Source organism: Arthrobacter sp. TJ-217 (genome assembly GCF_058269255.1).
Genome location: NZ_JBZCNJ010000007.1, coordinates 34,397 through 48,790, shown reverse-complemented (window position 1 = coordinate 48,790; position 14,394 = coordinate 34,397). Strand labels below are relative to the sequence as shown.

The 14,394-nt window shown below is 66.8% G+C and carries 14 protein-coding genes; 10 read left to right on the top strand and 4 right to left on the bottom strand.

Annotation, left to right across the window (positions count from 1 at the left end):
- The first annotated feature begins 69 nt into the window (after positions 1-69).
- A complete protein-coding gene (locus tag AC4D2R_RS13125; RefSeq protein WP_490940401.1) occupies positions 70-660 on the top strand; it encodes a hypothetical protein in 591 nt (196 codons plus the stop codon).
- A gap of 128 nt (positions 661-788) precedes the next feature.
- On the opposite strand, the gene AC4D2R_RS13120 is transcribed toward AC4D2R_RS13125, so the two are convergent.
- On the bottom strand, positions 789-2,399 hold the full coding sequence (locus AC4D2R_RS13120) for a peptide chain release factor 3 (protein WP_490940399.1): 1,611 nt from the start codon (positions 2,397-2,399) through the stop codon (positions 789-791).
- Positions 2,400-2,463: 64 nt separating this feature from the next.
- The gene (locus AC4D2R_RS13115; protein WP_490940397.1) at positions 2,464-4,020 is read right to left on the bottom strand and encodes an MFS transporter; all 1,557 of its coding nucleotides are present in this window, start codon (positions 4,018-4,020) and stop codon (positions 2,464-2,466) included.
- Between the two features lie 62 nt (positions 4,021-4,082).
- Between AC4D2R_RS13115 and AC4D2R_RS13110 the strand changes: the two genes are divergently transcribed.
- Together AC4D2R_RS13110 and mscL are read left to right on the top strand one after the other, a co-directional pair.
- Positions 4,083-4,649, top strand: coding sequence for a TetR/AcrR family transcriptional regulator (locus AC4D2R_RS13110; RefSeq protein WP_490940395.1), 567 nt, complete (start codon positions 4,083-4,085; stop codon positions 4,647-4,649).
- A complete protein-coding gene (gene mscL, locus AC4D2R_RS13105; protein ID WP_490940394.1) occupies positions 4,642-5,058 on the top strand; it encodes a large conductance mechanosensitive channel protein MscL in 417 nt (138 codons plus the stop codon). Before AC4D2R_RS13110 ends, mscL begins: the two co-directional genes overlap by 8 nt.
- Before the next feature lie 39 nt (positions 5,059-5,097).
- Here the strand turns inward: mscL and AC4D2R_RS13100 are convergent, their stop codons facing one another.
- Positions 5,098-5,511, bottom strand: a complete 414-nt coding sequence (locus AC4D2R_RS13100; RefSeq protein ID WP_490903273.1) for a winged helix-turn-helix transcriptional regulator — start codon at positions 5,509-5,511, stop codon at positions 5,098-5,100.
- 675 nt (positions 5,512-6,186) lie between these two features.
- Here AC4D2R_RS13100 and AC4D2R_RS13095 point away from each other — a divergent pair.
- From AC4D2R_RS13095 to AC4D2R_RS13085, 3 genes are all read left to right on the top strand, one after another.
- Positions 6,187-6,759: an NADPH-dependent FMN reductase gene (locus AC4D2R_RS13095; RefSeq protein WP_490940393.1), complete on the top strand. Its 573-nt coding sequence runs from the start codon at positions 6,187-6,189 to the stop codon at positions 6,757-6,759.
- Between the two features lie 419 nt (positions 6,760-7,178).
- On the top strand, positions 7,179-8,534 hold the full coding sequence (locus tag AC4D2R_RS13090; RefSeq protein ID WP_490940392.1) for an NAD(P)/FAD-dependent oxidoreductase: 1,356 nt from the start codon (positions 7,179-7,181) through the stop codon (positions 8,532-8,534).
- 293 nt (positions 8,535-8,827) lie between these two features.
- Positions 8,828-9,850 (top strand): hypothetical protein, encoded by a 1,023-nt coding sequence (locus AC4D2R_RS13085; protein ID WP_490940391.1) that lies wholly within the window; start codon positions 8,828-8,830, stop codon positions 9,848-9,850.
- A gap of 38 nt (positions 9,851-9,888) precedes the next feature.
- Here the strand turns inward: AC4D2R_RS13085 and AC4D2R_RS13080 are convergent, their stop codons facing one another.
- Entirely contained in the window at positions 9,889-11,400 is a 1,512-nt protein-coding gene (locus AC4D2R_RS13080) for an FAD-dependent oxidoreductase (RefSeq protein ID WP_490940390.1), read from the bottom strand.
- 111 nt (positions 11,401-11,511) lie between these two features.
- Between AC4D2R_RS13080 and AC4D2R_RS13075 the strand changes: the two genes are divergently transcribed.
- From AC4D2R_RS13075 to AC4D2R_RS13060, 4 genes are all read left to right on the top strand, one after another.
- Positions 11,512-12,495 (top strand): aldo/keto reductase, encoded by a 984-nt coding sequence (locus AC4D2R_RS13075; protein ID WP_490940389.1) that lies wholly within the window; start codon positions 11,512-11,514, stop codon positions 12,493-12,495.
- A 117-nt stretch (positions 12,496-12,612) separates the two neighbouring features.
- Positions 12,613-12,873 (top strand): hypothetical protein, encoded by a 261-nt coding sequence (locus tag AC4D2R_RS13070; RefSeq protein ID WP_490903282.1) that lies wholly within the window; start codon positions 12,613-12,615, stop codon positions 12,871-12,873.
- A gap of 9 nt (positions 12,874-12,882) precedes the next feature.
- The gene (locus AC4D2R_RS13065) at positions 12,883-13,800 is read left to right on the top strand and encodes an FHA domain-containing protein (protein WP_490940387.1); all 918 of its coding nucleotides are present in this window, start codon (positions 12,883-12,885) and stop codon (positions 13,798-13,800) included.
- Between the two features lie 4 nt (positions 13,801-13,804).
- Complete coding sequence (locus tag AC4D2R_RS13060) at positions 13,805-14,329, top strand: 2'-5' RNA ligase family protein (RefSeq protein WP_490940386.1); 525 nt, start codon at positions 13,805-13,807, stop codon at positions 14,327-14,329.
- The last annotated feature ends 65 nt before the right edge of the window (positions 14,330-14,394 follow it).

Below are 14,394 nucleotides of genomic sequence, written 5' to 3'. Positions count from 1 at the left end.
GCCGGAAACCGGCTTGTACCGTCGGATCAGGAGCCGGCGCTGGGCCGGTTCCGTCGAATTGAGGTAATTGTGAACGTTGTACAGAAAATCGCCGCTGCCGGCCTCGCCGGCATGCTCGCACTGAGTGTCGGTGCGGGTGCTGCCAGCGCTGCTCCGTCAGCCACCGCGAAGACCAACCCCGTCGCGGCAGCAGCCAAGGCCAAGGCCCCGGGCACGTCCAACTCCACCGTAGCGAAGGCCAATCCGGTCGCCGCAGCAGCCAAGGCCAAGGCACCGGCTGCCGCCAAGGCCACCGCGGCCAAGGCGCCCGCCGCCGCGAAGACCAACCCGGTTGCCGCAGCAGCCAAGGCCAAGGCGCCGGGCACGTCCAATTCCGCCGCAGCGCACGAGAACTCCAAGGGCTACCAGAAGCACCTGGACAAGCCCGTGAAGCCACCCGTCGTTGTCGTTCCGGCGCCGGAGCCCGTTCCCGCTCCGGAACCCGTTCCCGCTCCGGAGCCCGTTCCGGCACCGGCTCCCGAGCCCGCACCCGCACCGGCTCCCGAGCCCGCACCCGCTCCGGAGCCCGAGCCCGCACCCGCTCCGGAGCCCGCACCGGCTCCCGAGCCCGTTGAGCCCCCCGTCGAGCCGGCCCCCGTCGAGCCGGCTCCGGAGGCCTGACGGCTCCAAGCCAACCAACACACGAGGGGCACCCTCCGCAGCAGCGGTGGGTGCCCCTCGTGTGTTGCTGTCCGTCATCGTTGGTAAAGCGGACGTTGGACAGCGGGCCGGCCGTCGCTCTGAAGGGGTTACTCTGGGGTCGCGCCGATGGTTTCAAGCACGACGCCGGGGAAGTCCTTGCGGAAGTGCCCTACCTTCCACTTGTCGCCAAACACGGCGACCGCCTCGCCGTCGGCCCGGCGGAGGATCTCGCCCCCGCGGAATGTTTCGGGGACCCCGGTGCTCCCGGGTCCCACCGCCATTGCGAGGGTGTACGAAAGGTTATCGAGTGCGGTCGGCGCGTTGAATTCGGTGCCGAGCCGCTGGACCGCGACCTCGAACTGCAGGGCGCCCACCGCGGCAAGAACCGGTGCCTGGTCTCCGCGGAGGTCCGAGCGGAGCACCTGCACCACACCTTCATGCTCAAGCTGCTCGATGCCGCGCCGGAACTGCTTGTAGCGTCCCGGATCCTTCGCCCGGGCCACGGCAAACAGTTCGGGGGAGAAGCGCGGAATTTCCGGAAACTGCACCGGTTCGTCGGCGTAGAGGCTGTCGCCCACCCGGAGGCTGGTGGCGTTGACCAGGCCAACGACGTCACCCGGCCACGCGGTGTCCACCACCTCGCGGCTGCGCCCGAGCACGCGGTGCGCGTACTTGGTGGCGAACGGCTTGCCGGTGCGCTGGTTGGTGATCACCATGCCTCGTTCAAAAGCACCGGAGCAGATCCGCAGATAGGCGATATGGTCGCGGTGCGAGCTGTCCTGGCCCGCCTGAACCTTGAAGACGAAACCGGAGAACGGGGCCTCAAGCGGCCGGCGATCGGCGGAAACCGTCTCGCGGGGCGTCGGCGACGGCCCCAGTTCGACAAGGATGTCGAGCAGCTGCGAAACCCCGAAGTTCTTCGCCGCCGCCGCGAACAACACCGGCGTCTGCCGGGCTGCCGCGAACTCCACGGCGTCGAAGGCGCCGTGCGAGGATTCAACGAGGCCGGATTCCTCCTGGGCCTCCTCCCAGATTGCCGCGTCGAGCGGGGGAAGGGTCTCAACCGAGACTTCCGTCTGCGTGGCGGCCTGGGCTCCGCCGTCAACCGCCTCGAGGCGGAATGCCTTGCCCTCGCGCATGTCCAGCAGCCCCTTGAAGTTTCCGGCGATGCCGGCGGGCCAGGTCAGCGGCACGGGCACCATGCCGGTGCGTTCCCCGACATCGTCGATCAGGCCGAGCGCGTCAAGGCCGGGCCTGTCCCACTTGTTGATGACGGTGACGATTGGAATATTGCGCTGCTTGCAGACAGCGAGCAGCTTTACCGTCTGCGGCTCGAAGCCCTTCGCCGCGTCGATCAGCATGACCGCCGAGTCGACGGCGGCCAGCACCCGGTAGGTGTCCTCCGAGAAGTCGGCGTGCCCGGGGGTGTCGACGACGTTGAGGATGGTGTCCTTGTAGGTCAGCTGCAGGGCGGCGGAGCTGATCGAGATCCCGCGCTCCTGCTCGATGCCCATCCAGTCGGACACCGTCGCGTGCCGGCTGGATTTGCCGTGCGTCACCCCTGCGTCCTGGATGGCGCGGGCCAGCAGCGCCAGGGCCTCGGTGAGGGTCGATTTTCCCGCGTCGGGGTGGGAAATGACGGCAAAGGTGCGGCGGCGCCCGGCCTCCCGGCGGATTGTCTGGGGGTCGGTGACTGGCAGATCGGTAATCAGGGGCACTCTTCCATTGTCTCCGATGGCGCGGGCCCGGCAGACACGCAGGCCTGCCGGGCCGTAACTTCGGTTATCGGGTCCTGATGGGCCGCAGGCTCCACAGGGCAAGCCCCGCAGCGGCGAGCATCAGCAGGGCAGCGATCCCGGAGGTCAGGACAACACCGCTGTCGAACGCGCTGAACGCTGACTCGAGCAGCTGGGCGGCGCCTGCCGCGGGAAGCTGGCCGGCCGTGCTCACCGCACCGCCGAGCGTCTCGGTGGCCGTCGTCACCTGGTCAGCTGTCAGTCCGGCGGGCAGCACGAGGTGCTGCTGGTAGGAGGCGAGCAGGATACTGCCGAGCATGGCCGTGCCGAAGACCGACCCGACTTCGTACGCCGTCTCCGACACTGCCGATGCGGATCCGGCCTTGGCCGGGGGAACCGTCGTGAGGATCAGGTCGTTCGACACGGTTTCCGAAGCGCCGACGCCCACGCCGAGCAGCACGAACGCGACAAGGAGGTCCATGGCGGAACCTGTCTGCCCGGTCAGCGCCACGAACGCGTAGGCGGCCGCCGAGAACAGCAGGGACACGGGAACCACAATGTGCGGCGGGACGCGCTTGACCACGGGCACCACAGCGAAGCCGGCGATGATCGTCATCAGCAGCCCCGGAAGGAGGATCACTCCGGCCTCAAGCGGGCTGTAGCCCAGGACGAGCTGCAGGTGCTGCGAGACGAAGAACAGGAACCCGACCAGGGAGAAGATCGCCAGCAGGTTCACCAGCACCGCGCCGGTGAAGGCGCGCACCGTGAACAGACGCACGTCCAGCATCGGATTGCTGCGCCGAAGCTGGCGGGAGACGAACACAGCTCCCGCGACGAGCCCGACGACGACGGCCGCCACGGTCACAACAGGGCTGTCGCCCTTGGCGAAGTTCTTGATGGCAAACACCACCGGAAGCATCGTCGTGATCGACAGGGCGATGCTGAGGATGTCCACCCGGCCGGGGCTCGGGTCGCGTGACTCGGGCACGAGGAAGGGGGTCAGGACGAGCATCAGCACGAGGACGGGGACGGCGAGCAGGAACACCGAACCCCACCAGAAGTGTTCAAGCAGGACGCCCCCGAGCAGCGGGCCGAGCGCGGCTCCGGCGGAAAAACCTGCAGCCCACACCGCAATGGCAACGCGCCGCTGGTCGCGGTCGGTGAAGATGTTGCGGATCAGGGACAGGGTCGAGGGCATCAGCATGGCTCCGAAGACGCCGAGGCCCACACGGGCGCCCACCAGGAATCCCGCAGTAGGGGCGAAGGCCGCTGCGACCGAGAACACGGCGAAGCCGGAGGCGCCGATCATCAGCAGGCGACGCCGTCCGAAGCGGTCACCGAGGCTTCCCATGGCGACGAGGAGCCCGGCCAGCACGAGGGGGTAGCTGTCGATGATCCACAGCAGGGTGGTCCCGCTGGTGGAGAACTGAAGGGAGATTGCGGGCAGGGCAAAGCTCAGCACCGTATTGTCAACGGCCACCAGCAAGACCGGCAGCATCAGCACGGCGAGTGAGATCCAGTCCCTGATGCCGGCGCGCGGAGTTGATGATCCAAGGTTCTTTGCCCCTGGCAGGGCAACAGAGGGCCGGGAAAGCAATGTCATAACCGGGAGACTATACCGTCCAGCCGGTACAGTGCAACTTCCGTGACGGCTATCATAAGTGCATGGCAAGTTCACGAGAACGCATCCTCGACAGCTTCGAGGACATCCTGATCCGCGACGGAGAACGCGCTGCAACCATGGAGGCTGTTGCCGCCGCTGCAGACGTCTCCAAGGGCGGGTTGCTCTACCATTTCCCCTCCAAGGAGGCCCTCGTTGAGGCGCTCGCCGAAAGGCTCCTCGCGCTTGTCGAACGGGATCGCGAGCAGATGTCCGGCGACCCCGATGGCCCGGCCCGGTATTACGTGCGCACGTCGGTCTACGAGGACAGCGCTCTTGACCGTGCGCTTGTGTCGATGGCCCGCCTGGCCCAGCAGGGCCACCCCACCGCGCGCCTTACCCTTTCCCGCATCCAGGAACTGTGGCTCAGCACGCTTGAGGACCGGCTGGGAAGCCGCACGGCCGCCATGGCGGTCAAACTGCTGGGTGACGGCCTTTACTATGACGCCGCATTCTTCTCCGGAGACGGAACTTCGGGCAGGACCGAAAGTGACCTGGAACAGATCCTTTCGGTTGTGGATCTCATCGTCGAGCAGTACTGCACCGGCCAAGTCGGGCGGCCGCGTGTTTAAGGGCTTCCGGAACTTCATCCTTCGCGGCAACGTCATTGAGTTGTCGATCGCCGTCGTGGTCGGCGCCGCCTTCACGGCCCTTGTCGGCTCCTTCACCGAAAATGTCGTGAATCCGGTGATTGCGGCCGCCGGGGGAGTTGACGCCGACGGGCTTGGTTTCCGAATCTGGCCCGGCAACCCCGCGACCTTCGTGAATGTCGGGGCCGTAATAACCGCGGTGATCACGTTCCTCATTACGGCGGCCGTGGTCTACTTCGTCTTCGTCCTGCCCATGAACAGGATCAATGCGCGGTCGGTGGCGAGGGCCGCCGTCGAGGCCGCTGAAAATCCGGTGCCGGTCGACACGGCACTGCTGACCGAGATGCGCGACCTCTTGCGTCAGATCGCCCAGGACAGCGACCGCCGCTAAGGGTTCGGGCCGGTGCGCGAGGCGGTCCTGCAGATTCGGTCAGCTCGCCGCACTGGGCGCGGCGTCGTTGCTGCTCCGGTTCCCCTCGATTTCCGCCTTGTGGTCCTGCGCCCAGCTGACGAGCGGCATGGCCTGCTGCAGGAAGCCCGCACCCAGCGGCGTCAGGGCGTACTCAACGCGCGGCGGAACCTCCGGGTACGAGGTGCGGGTGACCATGCCGTCCTTCTCGAGCGTGCGGAGCGTTGCGGTAAGCACCCGGTGGGAGATGGGGGCCAGGGCAGCCTGCAGCGCCGTGAACCTCAGCGGGCCGGCTGAGAGCTCATCGAGGGCGGGCATCGACCATTTGTCACCCAAGCGGCTCACCAGTTCGCGGACGAAAGAGATGGTGTCTCCGTCCCGGTCGCAGAGAACATGAGTGTGCTGGGAAGGTGTCTTCTCGATTGTTTGTTCCATGGCCGCCGACTTTCCGGATTTCTCCTGTTGACCGTTGCGCGCCGGCCGCCGCGGCAGGGGAACACGGGCCGGTGATGACCTGCCGCCGCGGGGTGCTGGAGCCGCCCCGTGGCCCGGAAACGGCCGGGGCCGTCCGAAGGACGCGCTTATCAATTATGCGGGATTAACCTGTGCATTAACCGAGGGTGTGGTCCAAAGCACAGGTTGCTCCGGCGTGGGCTGCAGGTTGATCGGCACATCGAACGGCCTGCCCGTCACGCACTCCCGCAGTGCGGCTGGCACTGCGGGAATTCGAATAAATCCTGAACCGTATATTGAAAACAAATTGTGTCTTCAGTCGAATTGCGGCTCAGCGGGGGGGCGGAATAGTGCGGGACGGCATGCGCGCAAATTCGAAAGCGTCTTTTCTCTCTTCCGAACAGTTCACCAGCCTTTAGGTGCTGTGCTTTCCCAGCGGCTCGACCGCCCCAGATAGCTGGTTTTCCGGGCATCCTGCACCGTCCGGGAACTCCTGGTGAACCTCGTCGGCAGGGCCGGAAGGTCGATCCCTTGGTTATTTAAAGGTGCGTAGCGCACTTTAAAGTGCGTATGGCAGGCGGAAATATTACCCACTTCACGCGAGTTGTAGACGTTGCTGATAAGCGCACGTAACAACTGGTCCTGGAAGGGAACATCATGACTAAGATCGCCATTATTCTTGGAAGCACGCGCCCCGGGCGCAACGGGGAAGCCGTCGCTAACTGGGTATTCGAGAAGGCTGCGGGCCGCGACGATGCCAGCTACGAGATCATCGACCTCCGGGACTACCCGCTGCCGCACTTCGACGAGCCGATGCCCCCGCTGATGGGCCAGTACTCGCAGGACCACACCAAGGATTGGGCGGCGAAGATCTCCGAATTCGACGGCTATGTCTTCGTCACCCCTGAGTACAACCACTCGACCTCCGGCGTCCTCAAGAACGCAATCGACTTCCTGTCCGCGGAGTGGAACAACAAGGCCGCCGGCTTCGTCAGCTACGGAGCCACCGGCGGCGTGCGCGCGGTAGAGCACCTCCGCCTCGTGGCCGCCGAACTGCAGCTCGCAACCGTCCGGGACCAGGCAGCGCTGTCGCTGTACACCGACTTCGAGAACTTCTCGACCCTAAAGCCCGGCCCCCACCAGCTCCAGGCACTTGAGAACATGTTCACGCAGCTCGAAGCGTGGGCGAAGGCACTCGAGCCGCTGCGCGCCGCGGTCGCCGTCGCCTAAGTGCTTTCGGCAGTTCGGCCGATGATCGGCAGAGCCTGACCGCACACGCGATGGCTCAAGGCTGGAATTAGGAAACGTAGCGCGTTCCCACTACGCCACACCAGCAGACGCTTCGCACCTGCCCGCCGCTCCTGCGGCGGGCAGGCGACGCGGCGAGCTCCACGGCATCCCGCGAGTGAAGCCCGGTCCACGGACCGGGCTTCAGGCATTTAACCGGAGCTATCCCGGCTGCGCCGTGGACGGGTGAAACAATCGGCATCGATTCGTCCCACCCACTGGGCACCGGTTCTGAATGCGCAGAAACTTAATTCCGACGGGTTTCGCACTGGGATGCACCAGCACCATCAGCTGTACCGGACCGCCCGTCACGGCGCATTACTTGATTCATCGTCATTTCCGACAGCGACGGAGGCAACGAAATGGGCAGGATTCTCATTGTGGGTGGCGGTTACACGGGCTTCTATACGGCGTGGAAGCTGGAGAAGCGCCTCAGGCCGAAGGAAGCCGAGGTCATCCTCATAGACCCACTCCCGTACATGACCTACCAGCCTTTCCTGCCGGAGGTCATAGCCGGCTCGATCGAGGCCCGGCACAGCGTCGTTTCGTTCCGGCGGCACCTCAAGAAGACGCAGATCGTGACGGCGAGGGTCACCTACATCGACCACGCCAAGAAGACGGTCACGATCAGGCGCCACACCGGAATGACCTCCCAGCTCACGTACGACACCGTGGTCGTCACTGCGGGCGCAGTGTCCCGAACCTTCCCGATCCCCGGGATCGCCGAGCAGGCGATCGGGTTGAAGAACATCGAGGAGGCGGTGGCAATCCGTGACCGGCTCCTCAACAACTTCGATGTAGCGGCAGGACTTCCCGCCGGCCCGGAGCGGGACCGCCTGCTGACGGTTACGTTCATTGGAGGCGGGTATGCGGGCATCGAGGGCCTTGGAGAGCTGCGGGCACTCGCCACGGCGCTGCTGCGCTCCTATCCGGAGCTCACTCTCGAGGACACACATTTTCACCTCATCGAGGCCACGGGGCGGATCCTTCCGGAGGTCTCGGTCGAAACCAGCCAGTGGGTGCTGCAGCAGCTCGCGGCGCGCAGGGCCCAGGTGCACCTCAACACGCAATTGATGTCCGCGGTCGACGGCGTCATCAAGCTTTCCACCGGGGAGACCTTCGAATCGGCAATTATCATCTGGACCGCCGGCGTGATGGCCAACCCGAGCATCACGCGCCATACCGACCTCCCGATCGAGGAGCGCGGCCGCTTGGTTGTCCGGGCCGACCTACGCGTCGGTACGGAGGAGGCGGCGGTCCCTGATGCCTGGGGAGGTGGAGACAATGCCGCGGTCCCCGACCTTTCCGGAGGAGGGGTCGGTGGCTACACGGTGCCGAACGCCCAGCATGCCGTCCGGCAGGGAAAGCTGCTGGCAAAGAACCTCGTCGCGGACCTGCGCGGGCGCCCAGTGAAACGGTACTTCCACAGGAACCTTGGCGCGGTCGCGACCCTCGGACTCGGAACCGGGGTTTTCCAGTCGGGAAGAATCGTCGTCAAAGGGTTCCCCGCCTGGGTCATGCACCGCGGCTACCACGCCCTCGCCATTCCCACCTGGGAGCGCAAATGGAGGGTGCTGTGGGGCTGGTGGCACAACCTCTGGCTGGGCCGGGACATCATCGGTCTGCGAGGGCTCCAAACGCCCCGCGCTGTGTTCGAAGAGTTCGCCGTCCGGCCAAGGGCGGTGGAGGACGAACCGCAGGGCTCAGGAGCCAAGTAGGAGCACCGGTTGGGCAACTACGAGTCCGCCCGGGTCCGGCGTCGGCCCATTCCTCATGCGCCCCTTTGTTAACAGGAGTTTCTGTTGTAATTTTGGGTTGTTGCAGCACTTTGAGGCTTCCAGGCGCCCGCGGACCGCGGGCTTCCTAAGCCGTTGGCGTGCCGGCGGTGTGGCAATCACCTCTCTTCCCAGTCGGAGCATTGGACCGTTGGAAAAGCGCGGGGAAAATCACGACTCCGTGCTGCGCCCTCCAACGACCGCTTGGAGGTCCGATCTGGCTTGGGGGAAACCTAATGAATGCTGCAAAACTGCTGGCGAGCGGAACCACCGCGGTGCTTCTCGCGGGAGGTATGTTCCTTGGCGCGCCGGTGGCCGCCGCCGCACCGGGTGACGGTGCGTGCACCCAGGCAACGGCACAGTTCACCGGCGCGCTGAACCGGGCAGGGATCACGGCCGGGCTCGTCGCCGAATTCGACGCCGCGATTGCCGAGCTGACCAGGCTCGACGCCCGCCTTGCCGGCCTTTACGCAGAAACCAACGACTTGAGACTCGCCTTCGAGCGGGCCATGATTCCCTACGAGGCCGCCGACATCGCGTACACCACGGCAGATGATGCCCTCGTGGGCCTGCTGCGCAAGAAGGAGGAACTCGGTTCAGCGCTCACAGTAAAGCGGGACCTCGTGAAGGGTGCGGACGATGCCCTGAAGGGGGCCCAAGCGGCCTACGACGAGCTTGTCGCTGCATCTCCTCAAGATCCCGACGCCATCCAAGCAGCAAAGGAGGCTGTGGATCTGTCGACCGGGATGCTCAAGCGTGCACGGGATGAAGAAGCCACCGCTGAAGCGGCACTGAAGGTTGTCGCTGACGCCGTGCCGGCCGCTGACGAGGCCGCTGGCAAGGCAAAAATCGTGTTCGACGAGGCCGAAGCCGCAGTGGAAAAGGCGCAGGAAGCCTGGGAAGCAGCACTGGATACGCCCGCCATCCGCGAGACAGAGGCGGCCTGGCAGGCTGCCTCAATGAGGCTGTTCGCGCTTATGGAAACCGTGAAGCTCGACGATGCGGCGGCGCAGGAACTCACAAGGCTCTTCCAGGCGTTCCTCGCGGCGTGCGGGCCTGACGCCGCCCCGGTCAGCGCGGCACCGGCTGCCTTGCCGCTTGCGCCCGCACCGGCCGTGAACCGGGGGCTGAACGTCCAGACCGCCGCCGATTCCGAGCCATCCGGAGGCGCCGCCCTGGTGATCACCTCTGTGCTGGCTGGAATGGCCGGGCTGGCTGGCGCAGCCGGGCTGCACCGCAGGGCAACAAGCCGGAGCTAGCGGGCAGGGGGACGGCGAAACAGCGCCGTCCCCCGGGCTCAGCTATTCGCCGCGGGCGCGCCTCCCCGCACCGCGGTGCCCAGGGGCGATGTCGCCGGTCCCTCAAGCACCTCACCCGCCGGGGTGAAGCGGGAGCCGTGCAGGGGGCAGTCCCACGTCCGCTCGGCATTGTTCCAGCTCACGATCCCGCGCAGGTGCGTACACACCGCCGACACGCGGTGCTCCACGCCGTCGACCCTGCACACGCCCACTGGGCCGCCGCCCTCCCTTGCCACCGCTCCCTGCCCCTCCGCAGGGGCCGGGGCGCCGGTCTTCGCCAGGCCGGACAGCCACCCGGAGACCATCTCAAGGCCCACCTTGGCGTTGGTCTGCGCGGTGGCAAGGACGTCCACCGGGCTCACCCGGGTCTTGTACAGGGTGTCCGCCCAGGGCATGTTTCCGCCAAGAATCTCGCTGGCGAGGGCGAGCGAGGCCGCGACGGCGTTCGTCATGCCCCACTTGTTGTATCCGGTGGCAGCATAGATGTGTCCGCCGCCTGCTGCGACCTTCCCGACGTACGGCACGGCGGCCGCGGGCTGGTAATCCTGGGCCGACCAGGCGTAGGCGGGACGGGCGGTGGGAAAATATTCGGCGGCCCAGCGCGTCAGGTCATCGACAAGGCCCTGCGTGTTGGAGTGGTGGCCCACCTGGTGGCCATTGCCGCCAACGATCAGATAGTCCTTGCCGTTCGCGCGGGCGGTCCGCAATGAGCGTGTCGGCGAATCAACCGACAGGTACATCTCCTGGGGCACTGCGTCGGAGACCTCAAGCGCAATGCAGTAGGAGCGCATCGGCTTGAGTACGGCGAAGTACCCGCCCCGGTCGAGAATGGGGATGCCGGTCGCCAGCACCACATTGCGTGCCGACACCGCGCCGCCGTCGGTCTTCAGCTCCACCCCTCCGGCGCCTGTCTTCGCGACCCCTTGGACGCGCACGCCCTCGATCAGGCTGCCGCCGTGCCGGCGCAGCTCGGAGGCAAGCGCCGCGAGCACCTCCAGGGGATGGAACTGGGCCTGGTCCTTGAGCCGCAGCGTCCGGCGCACGGGAAACGGAAGGGACGCCGCCCGGCCCAACTCGGTCTCAAGCCCGGCCGCGGTGCAGGCCTTGTGCTCGGCGTCGAGGCTCTTCGCGCCGCTGTCCGTGGTGGCGTAGTTGACGGCGTCGCGCCGTTCGTAGCCGACACCGTTCTCCTCGCAGAACCGCAGCAGCCAGCTCTGCCCTTCCTGATTGCCGGTGACGTAGGCGCGGGCAAGGTCAGCGTCGTGGTGGGAAAGGATTCGGGAAAGCGAGGTGCCCTGCAGGAGGGAGAGCTTCGCGGTTGTGTTGCCCGTGGTGACCGCTCCCGCCGTGCGTGCCTCAAGCACCGCCACCCGGTGCCCGGCCCGTGCCAGCAGCAGGCCCGTGGTGATGCCGGTCAGCCCGCCACCCACCACAACGGAGTCGTACTCGGCGCCCGGGGTGAAAGGCGCGGCTGGAATTCCCGGGGCGGTGTCAAGCCACAGTGACTTCATAGTGTTCCCTCCGTAGGTGAATCCCACCCCACTACTAATCATGCTTACAGTCAAGGCGTGCCGCCCCGCCCGCAGCGGCGTTTCGCGCCCCCGCGCGCCTATAGTCGGTCTATGGAACAACGAATCTTGGGCAGGACCGGACGCGCCGTTTCCGTAGTGGGGCTGGGAACCTGGCAGCTCGGAGCGGACTGGGGCAACGTCACCGATGCGCAGGCCATGGCGGTCCTCGACGCCGCCGCCTCCGCCGGAACAACCTTTTTCGACACGGCCGACGTCTACGGTGACGGCCGGAGCGAAAAGACCATCGGAGCGTTCCTTGCGGCGAATCCGGGGCTCGAGATGACCGTCGCCACGAAAATGGGCCGCCGGGTGGAGCAGGAGCCCGGGCAGTACCACCTGGACAACTTCCGGAGGTGGGTGGACCGGTCCCGCTCCAACCTTGGGGTCGATGTTCTCGACCTCGTCCAGCTTCACTGTCCTCCCTCGGAGGTCTACAGCACCGATGCCGTGTACGACGCGCTCGACACCCTCGTCGAGGACGGGGCGATCCGGCACTACGGCGTCAGCGTGGAGCGCACCGACGAGGCACTCGCCGCGATCGCACGGGAGGGCACGGCAACGGTGCAGATTATCCTCAACGCCTTCCGCCTCAAACCCCTCGACGAGGTGCTCCCGGCTGCCCGGGCGGCCGGGGTCGGCATCATTGCGAGGGTTCCGCTGGCGTCGGGCCTGTTGTCAGGCAGGTACAGCAAAGACACAGTTTTCGCTGAAAACGACCACCGCACCTACAACCGGAACGGCGCGGCCTTCGACGTCGGGGAGACGTTTTCCGGCGTCGACTTCGAGACCGGGGTCGCGGCTGCGCAGGAGTTCGCGCGGCTCGTGCCGAACGGCGTTAGCACCCCGCAGGCGGCGCTGGCCTGGATTCTGGCCCAGGACGGCGTCAGCACCGTCATCCCCGGTGCCCGCACCCCGCAGCAGGCCCGGGACAACGCGGCAGCGGCCGACCTCGCCGATCTCGGCGCAGCACTCCAGGGCGGAGTCCAGGACATTTACGACGAGCGGCTCAGGGCGGCCATCCACCCGCGCTGGTAAGAGGTCCTTCGGCAGGGTTCCGGTATCCCGGCCCCTCGGCTAAGGTTGAATGCACCTAAGTCAGACGGTGTTAGAGGGCGTCTGTCATTGTTGAATCATCCATTTAAGGAATCGACCATGACTGAATCAACCTCCAATCTTTCCGCCGCTGGGCGTGACAGCCACTCGATCCGGGACTGGGCCGACCTCGCCGAGGAAATGTGGTCCTACCTCACCGGCAAGGGTGCCGCCGTCAACTACAGCCTCATCGACATGACGGTCGAAGTTCCCCGGGATATCGGGCCCGATGCGCCGCGCGCCACCTGGAAGTTCAATGGCACTTTGCGCATCACCACAAGCGACAACGATGCACCGGGCTCCGACTCCCACCGCGGCTGACGGCCCGAGATGGAGCAGCGTCTTCGGCTCGACATCGAGCTCGATTTCTCACTGACCGAACCGGGCACCGCCGACGGGCCGCCGGCCCGTCTCAGCGGAACCGTCCGCGCCGCGGGGTCCAGGGTGGAAATCTACTGCGACAACCCGGGGGCCTTCAGGGGTGCCGCCCTTCCCTCGGTTGGCGGCGTGCGCGCGTTCGCGAAAACACTGGCCGGACTCGGTCTGTCGGTGGCAGTGAGCGGGCCCAAGGGCGACCTTTTCAGTCTCGGTGCCGTCGAAACCTCGATGGCGCAGCGCCTGCTGACCCGCTCGCCTCACATCCGGCTGGGATCCGCCTCGGCGCTCGCGCCCCTGTGGCACGTCGGCCGGCGTGTTGTGGAGAGCGGCGGCGCGGTTGCGCTGGTGCCCCCGTCGACGCCGCTTCCCCTCGTCCCCACCGTCAACCGGCGCATCCGGCGCAAAATCACCACCACGCACTACGCTCCGGGCGGCGGGCGTCCGCGCCTGATCTTCGTGCGGGACACCGAGCGGTGGGAGGGCCAGATTCCACGCCAGTTCGAGCTTTCCGCCGAGAGGACGACCATCGGCAGCGCCGAGGACGCCTCGTTGCGGCTCGACGGAATCGAGGGCCTCCACGCCGAGGTTGTGCACGACGCCAACGACGAATACGTCCTCGTGCCGCACGCAAAGGTGAGTGGCAGCGTCAACGGCACCGGGTCGTCGGTCCTGCGCACCGGGGCAAGAATCCAGCTCGGCGGGTGGTGCCTTGCATTCTTCCGGGAGGAGTATGCGGACCACGGGCGGCCCTTCGGCGGGCGGAGCGGCGGCGAATTCGCCTACCAGCGGCCGCAGCGCAATCCGCGGACGGGTGCCACCGAGCGGGACGGCTCGGAGGGGATCGGCGGACCGCGGCGGCCGCCGCGCTGACCGGATGGCCGACAGCGTTGAACTCCTGCTCGACGCCGGGGCCGAGGACGCGGTGCGCGGCGACTGGCTCCGGCTCGAGGGCCTTGGCCTTCCGAGCCAGTCGCGGCACACCGCGCCCAGCAACCGTCCCCACATCACCCTTGTGGCGGCACCGGCCATCGGCGGCCAGTACGACGACGCCCTTGAGGAAGCCGTCGCAGGCCTCCCTCTGAAGCTGTGCTTTGGGGGGCTGCTGCTTTTCGGCGGGCACCAGGGGAAATACGTGCTGACACGCCAGGTGGTGCTTTCGGAGGCGCTGGCGGAACTCCACCGCAGGGTCTGGCGCGTGCTTGCCGACCTCGACACCGCGTTTGCCACAACCCGGCCCGGGCAGTGGAGCCCGCACGTGACCCTCGCCCGCGGTGTGACGCAGGAGCAGCTTGGGACCGCCATACCGGCAGTCCACGGCGCCGCCGGAACGCCCCGCGCGGTTGAGGCCCGGCGCTGGGACAGTGCCGCAAAGCGCACCGTCCACCTGGGTCCGGGCTGACCGCGGTCCTTTCCGAAGGGATTCACCCGCGTGCTCGCTCCGCGGCCGGCGGAGCGGAGCGGCTG

What these genes read in the sequence shown, in the direction of transcription:
- AC4D2R_RS13070 (WP_490903282.1), top strand. Translation starts at nt 12,613, where the DNA reads ATGACTGAATCAACCTCCAATCTTTCCGCCGCTGGGCGTGACAGCCAC.
- AC4D2R_RS13110 (WP_490940395.1), top strand. Translation starts at nt 4,083, where the DNA reads ATGGCAAGTTCACGAGAACGCATCCTCGACAGCTTCGAGGACATCCTG.
- AC4D2R_RS13065 (WP_490940387.1), top strand. Translation starts at nt 12,883, where the DNA reads ATGGAGCAGCGTCTTCGGCTCGACATCGAGCTCGATTTCTCACTGACC.
- AC4D2R_RS13075 (WP_490940389.1), top strand. Translation starts at nt 11,512, where the DNA reads ATGGAACAACGAATCTTGGGCAGGACCGGACGCGCCGTTTCCGTAGTG.
- AC4D2R_RS13115 (WP_490940397.1), bottom strand. Translation starts at nt 4,020, where the DNA reads ATGACATTGCTTTCCCGGCCCTCTGTTGCCCTGCCAGGGGCAAAGAAC.
- AC4D2R_RS13085 (WP_490940391.1), top strand. Translation starts at nt 8,828, where the DNA reads ATGAATGCTGCAAAACTGCTGGCGAGCGGAACCACCGCGGTGCTTCTC.
- AC4D2R_RS13060 (WP_490940386.1), top strand. Translation starts at nt 13,805, where the DNA reads ATGGCCGACAGCGTTGAACTCCTGCTCGACGCCGGGGCCGAGGACGCG.
- AC4D2R_RS13080 (WP_490940390.1), bottom strand. Translation starts at nt 11,400, where the DNA reads ATGAAGTCACTGTGGCTTGACACCGCCCCGGGAATTCCAGCCGCGCCT.
- AC4D2R_RS13090 (WP_490940392.1), top strand. Translation starts at nt 7,179, where the DNA reads ATGGGCAGGATTCTCATTGTGGGTGGCGGTTACACGGGCTTCTATACG.
- AC4D2R_RS13095 (WP_490940393.1), top strand. Translation starts at nt 6,187, where the DNA reads ATGACTAAGATCGCCATTATTCTTGGAAGCACGCGCCCCGGGCGCAAC.
- AC4D2R_RS13100 (WP_490903273.1), bottom strand. Translation starts at nt 5,511, where the DNA reads ATGGAACAAACAATCGAGAAGACACCTTCCCAGCACACTCATGTTCTC.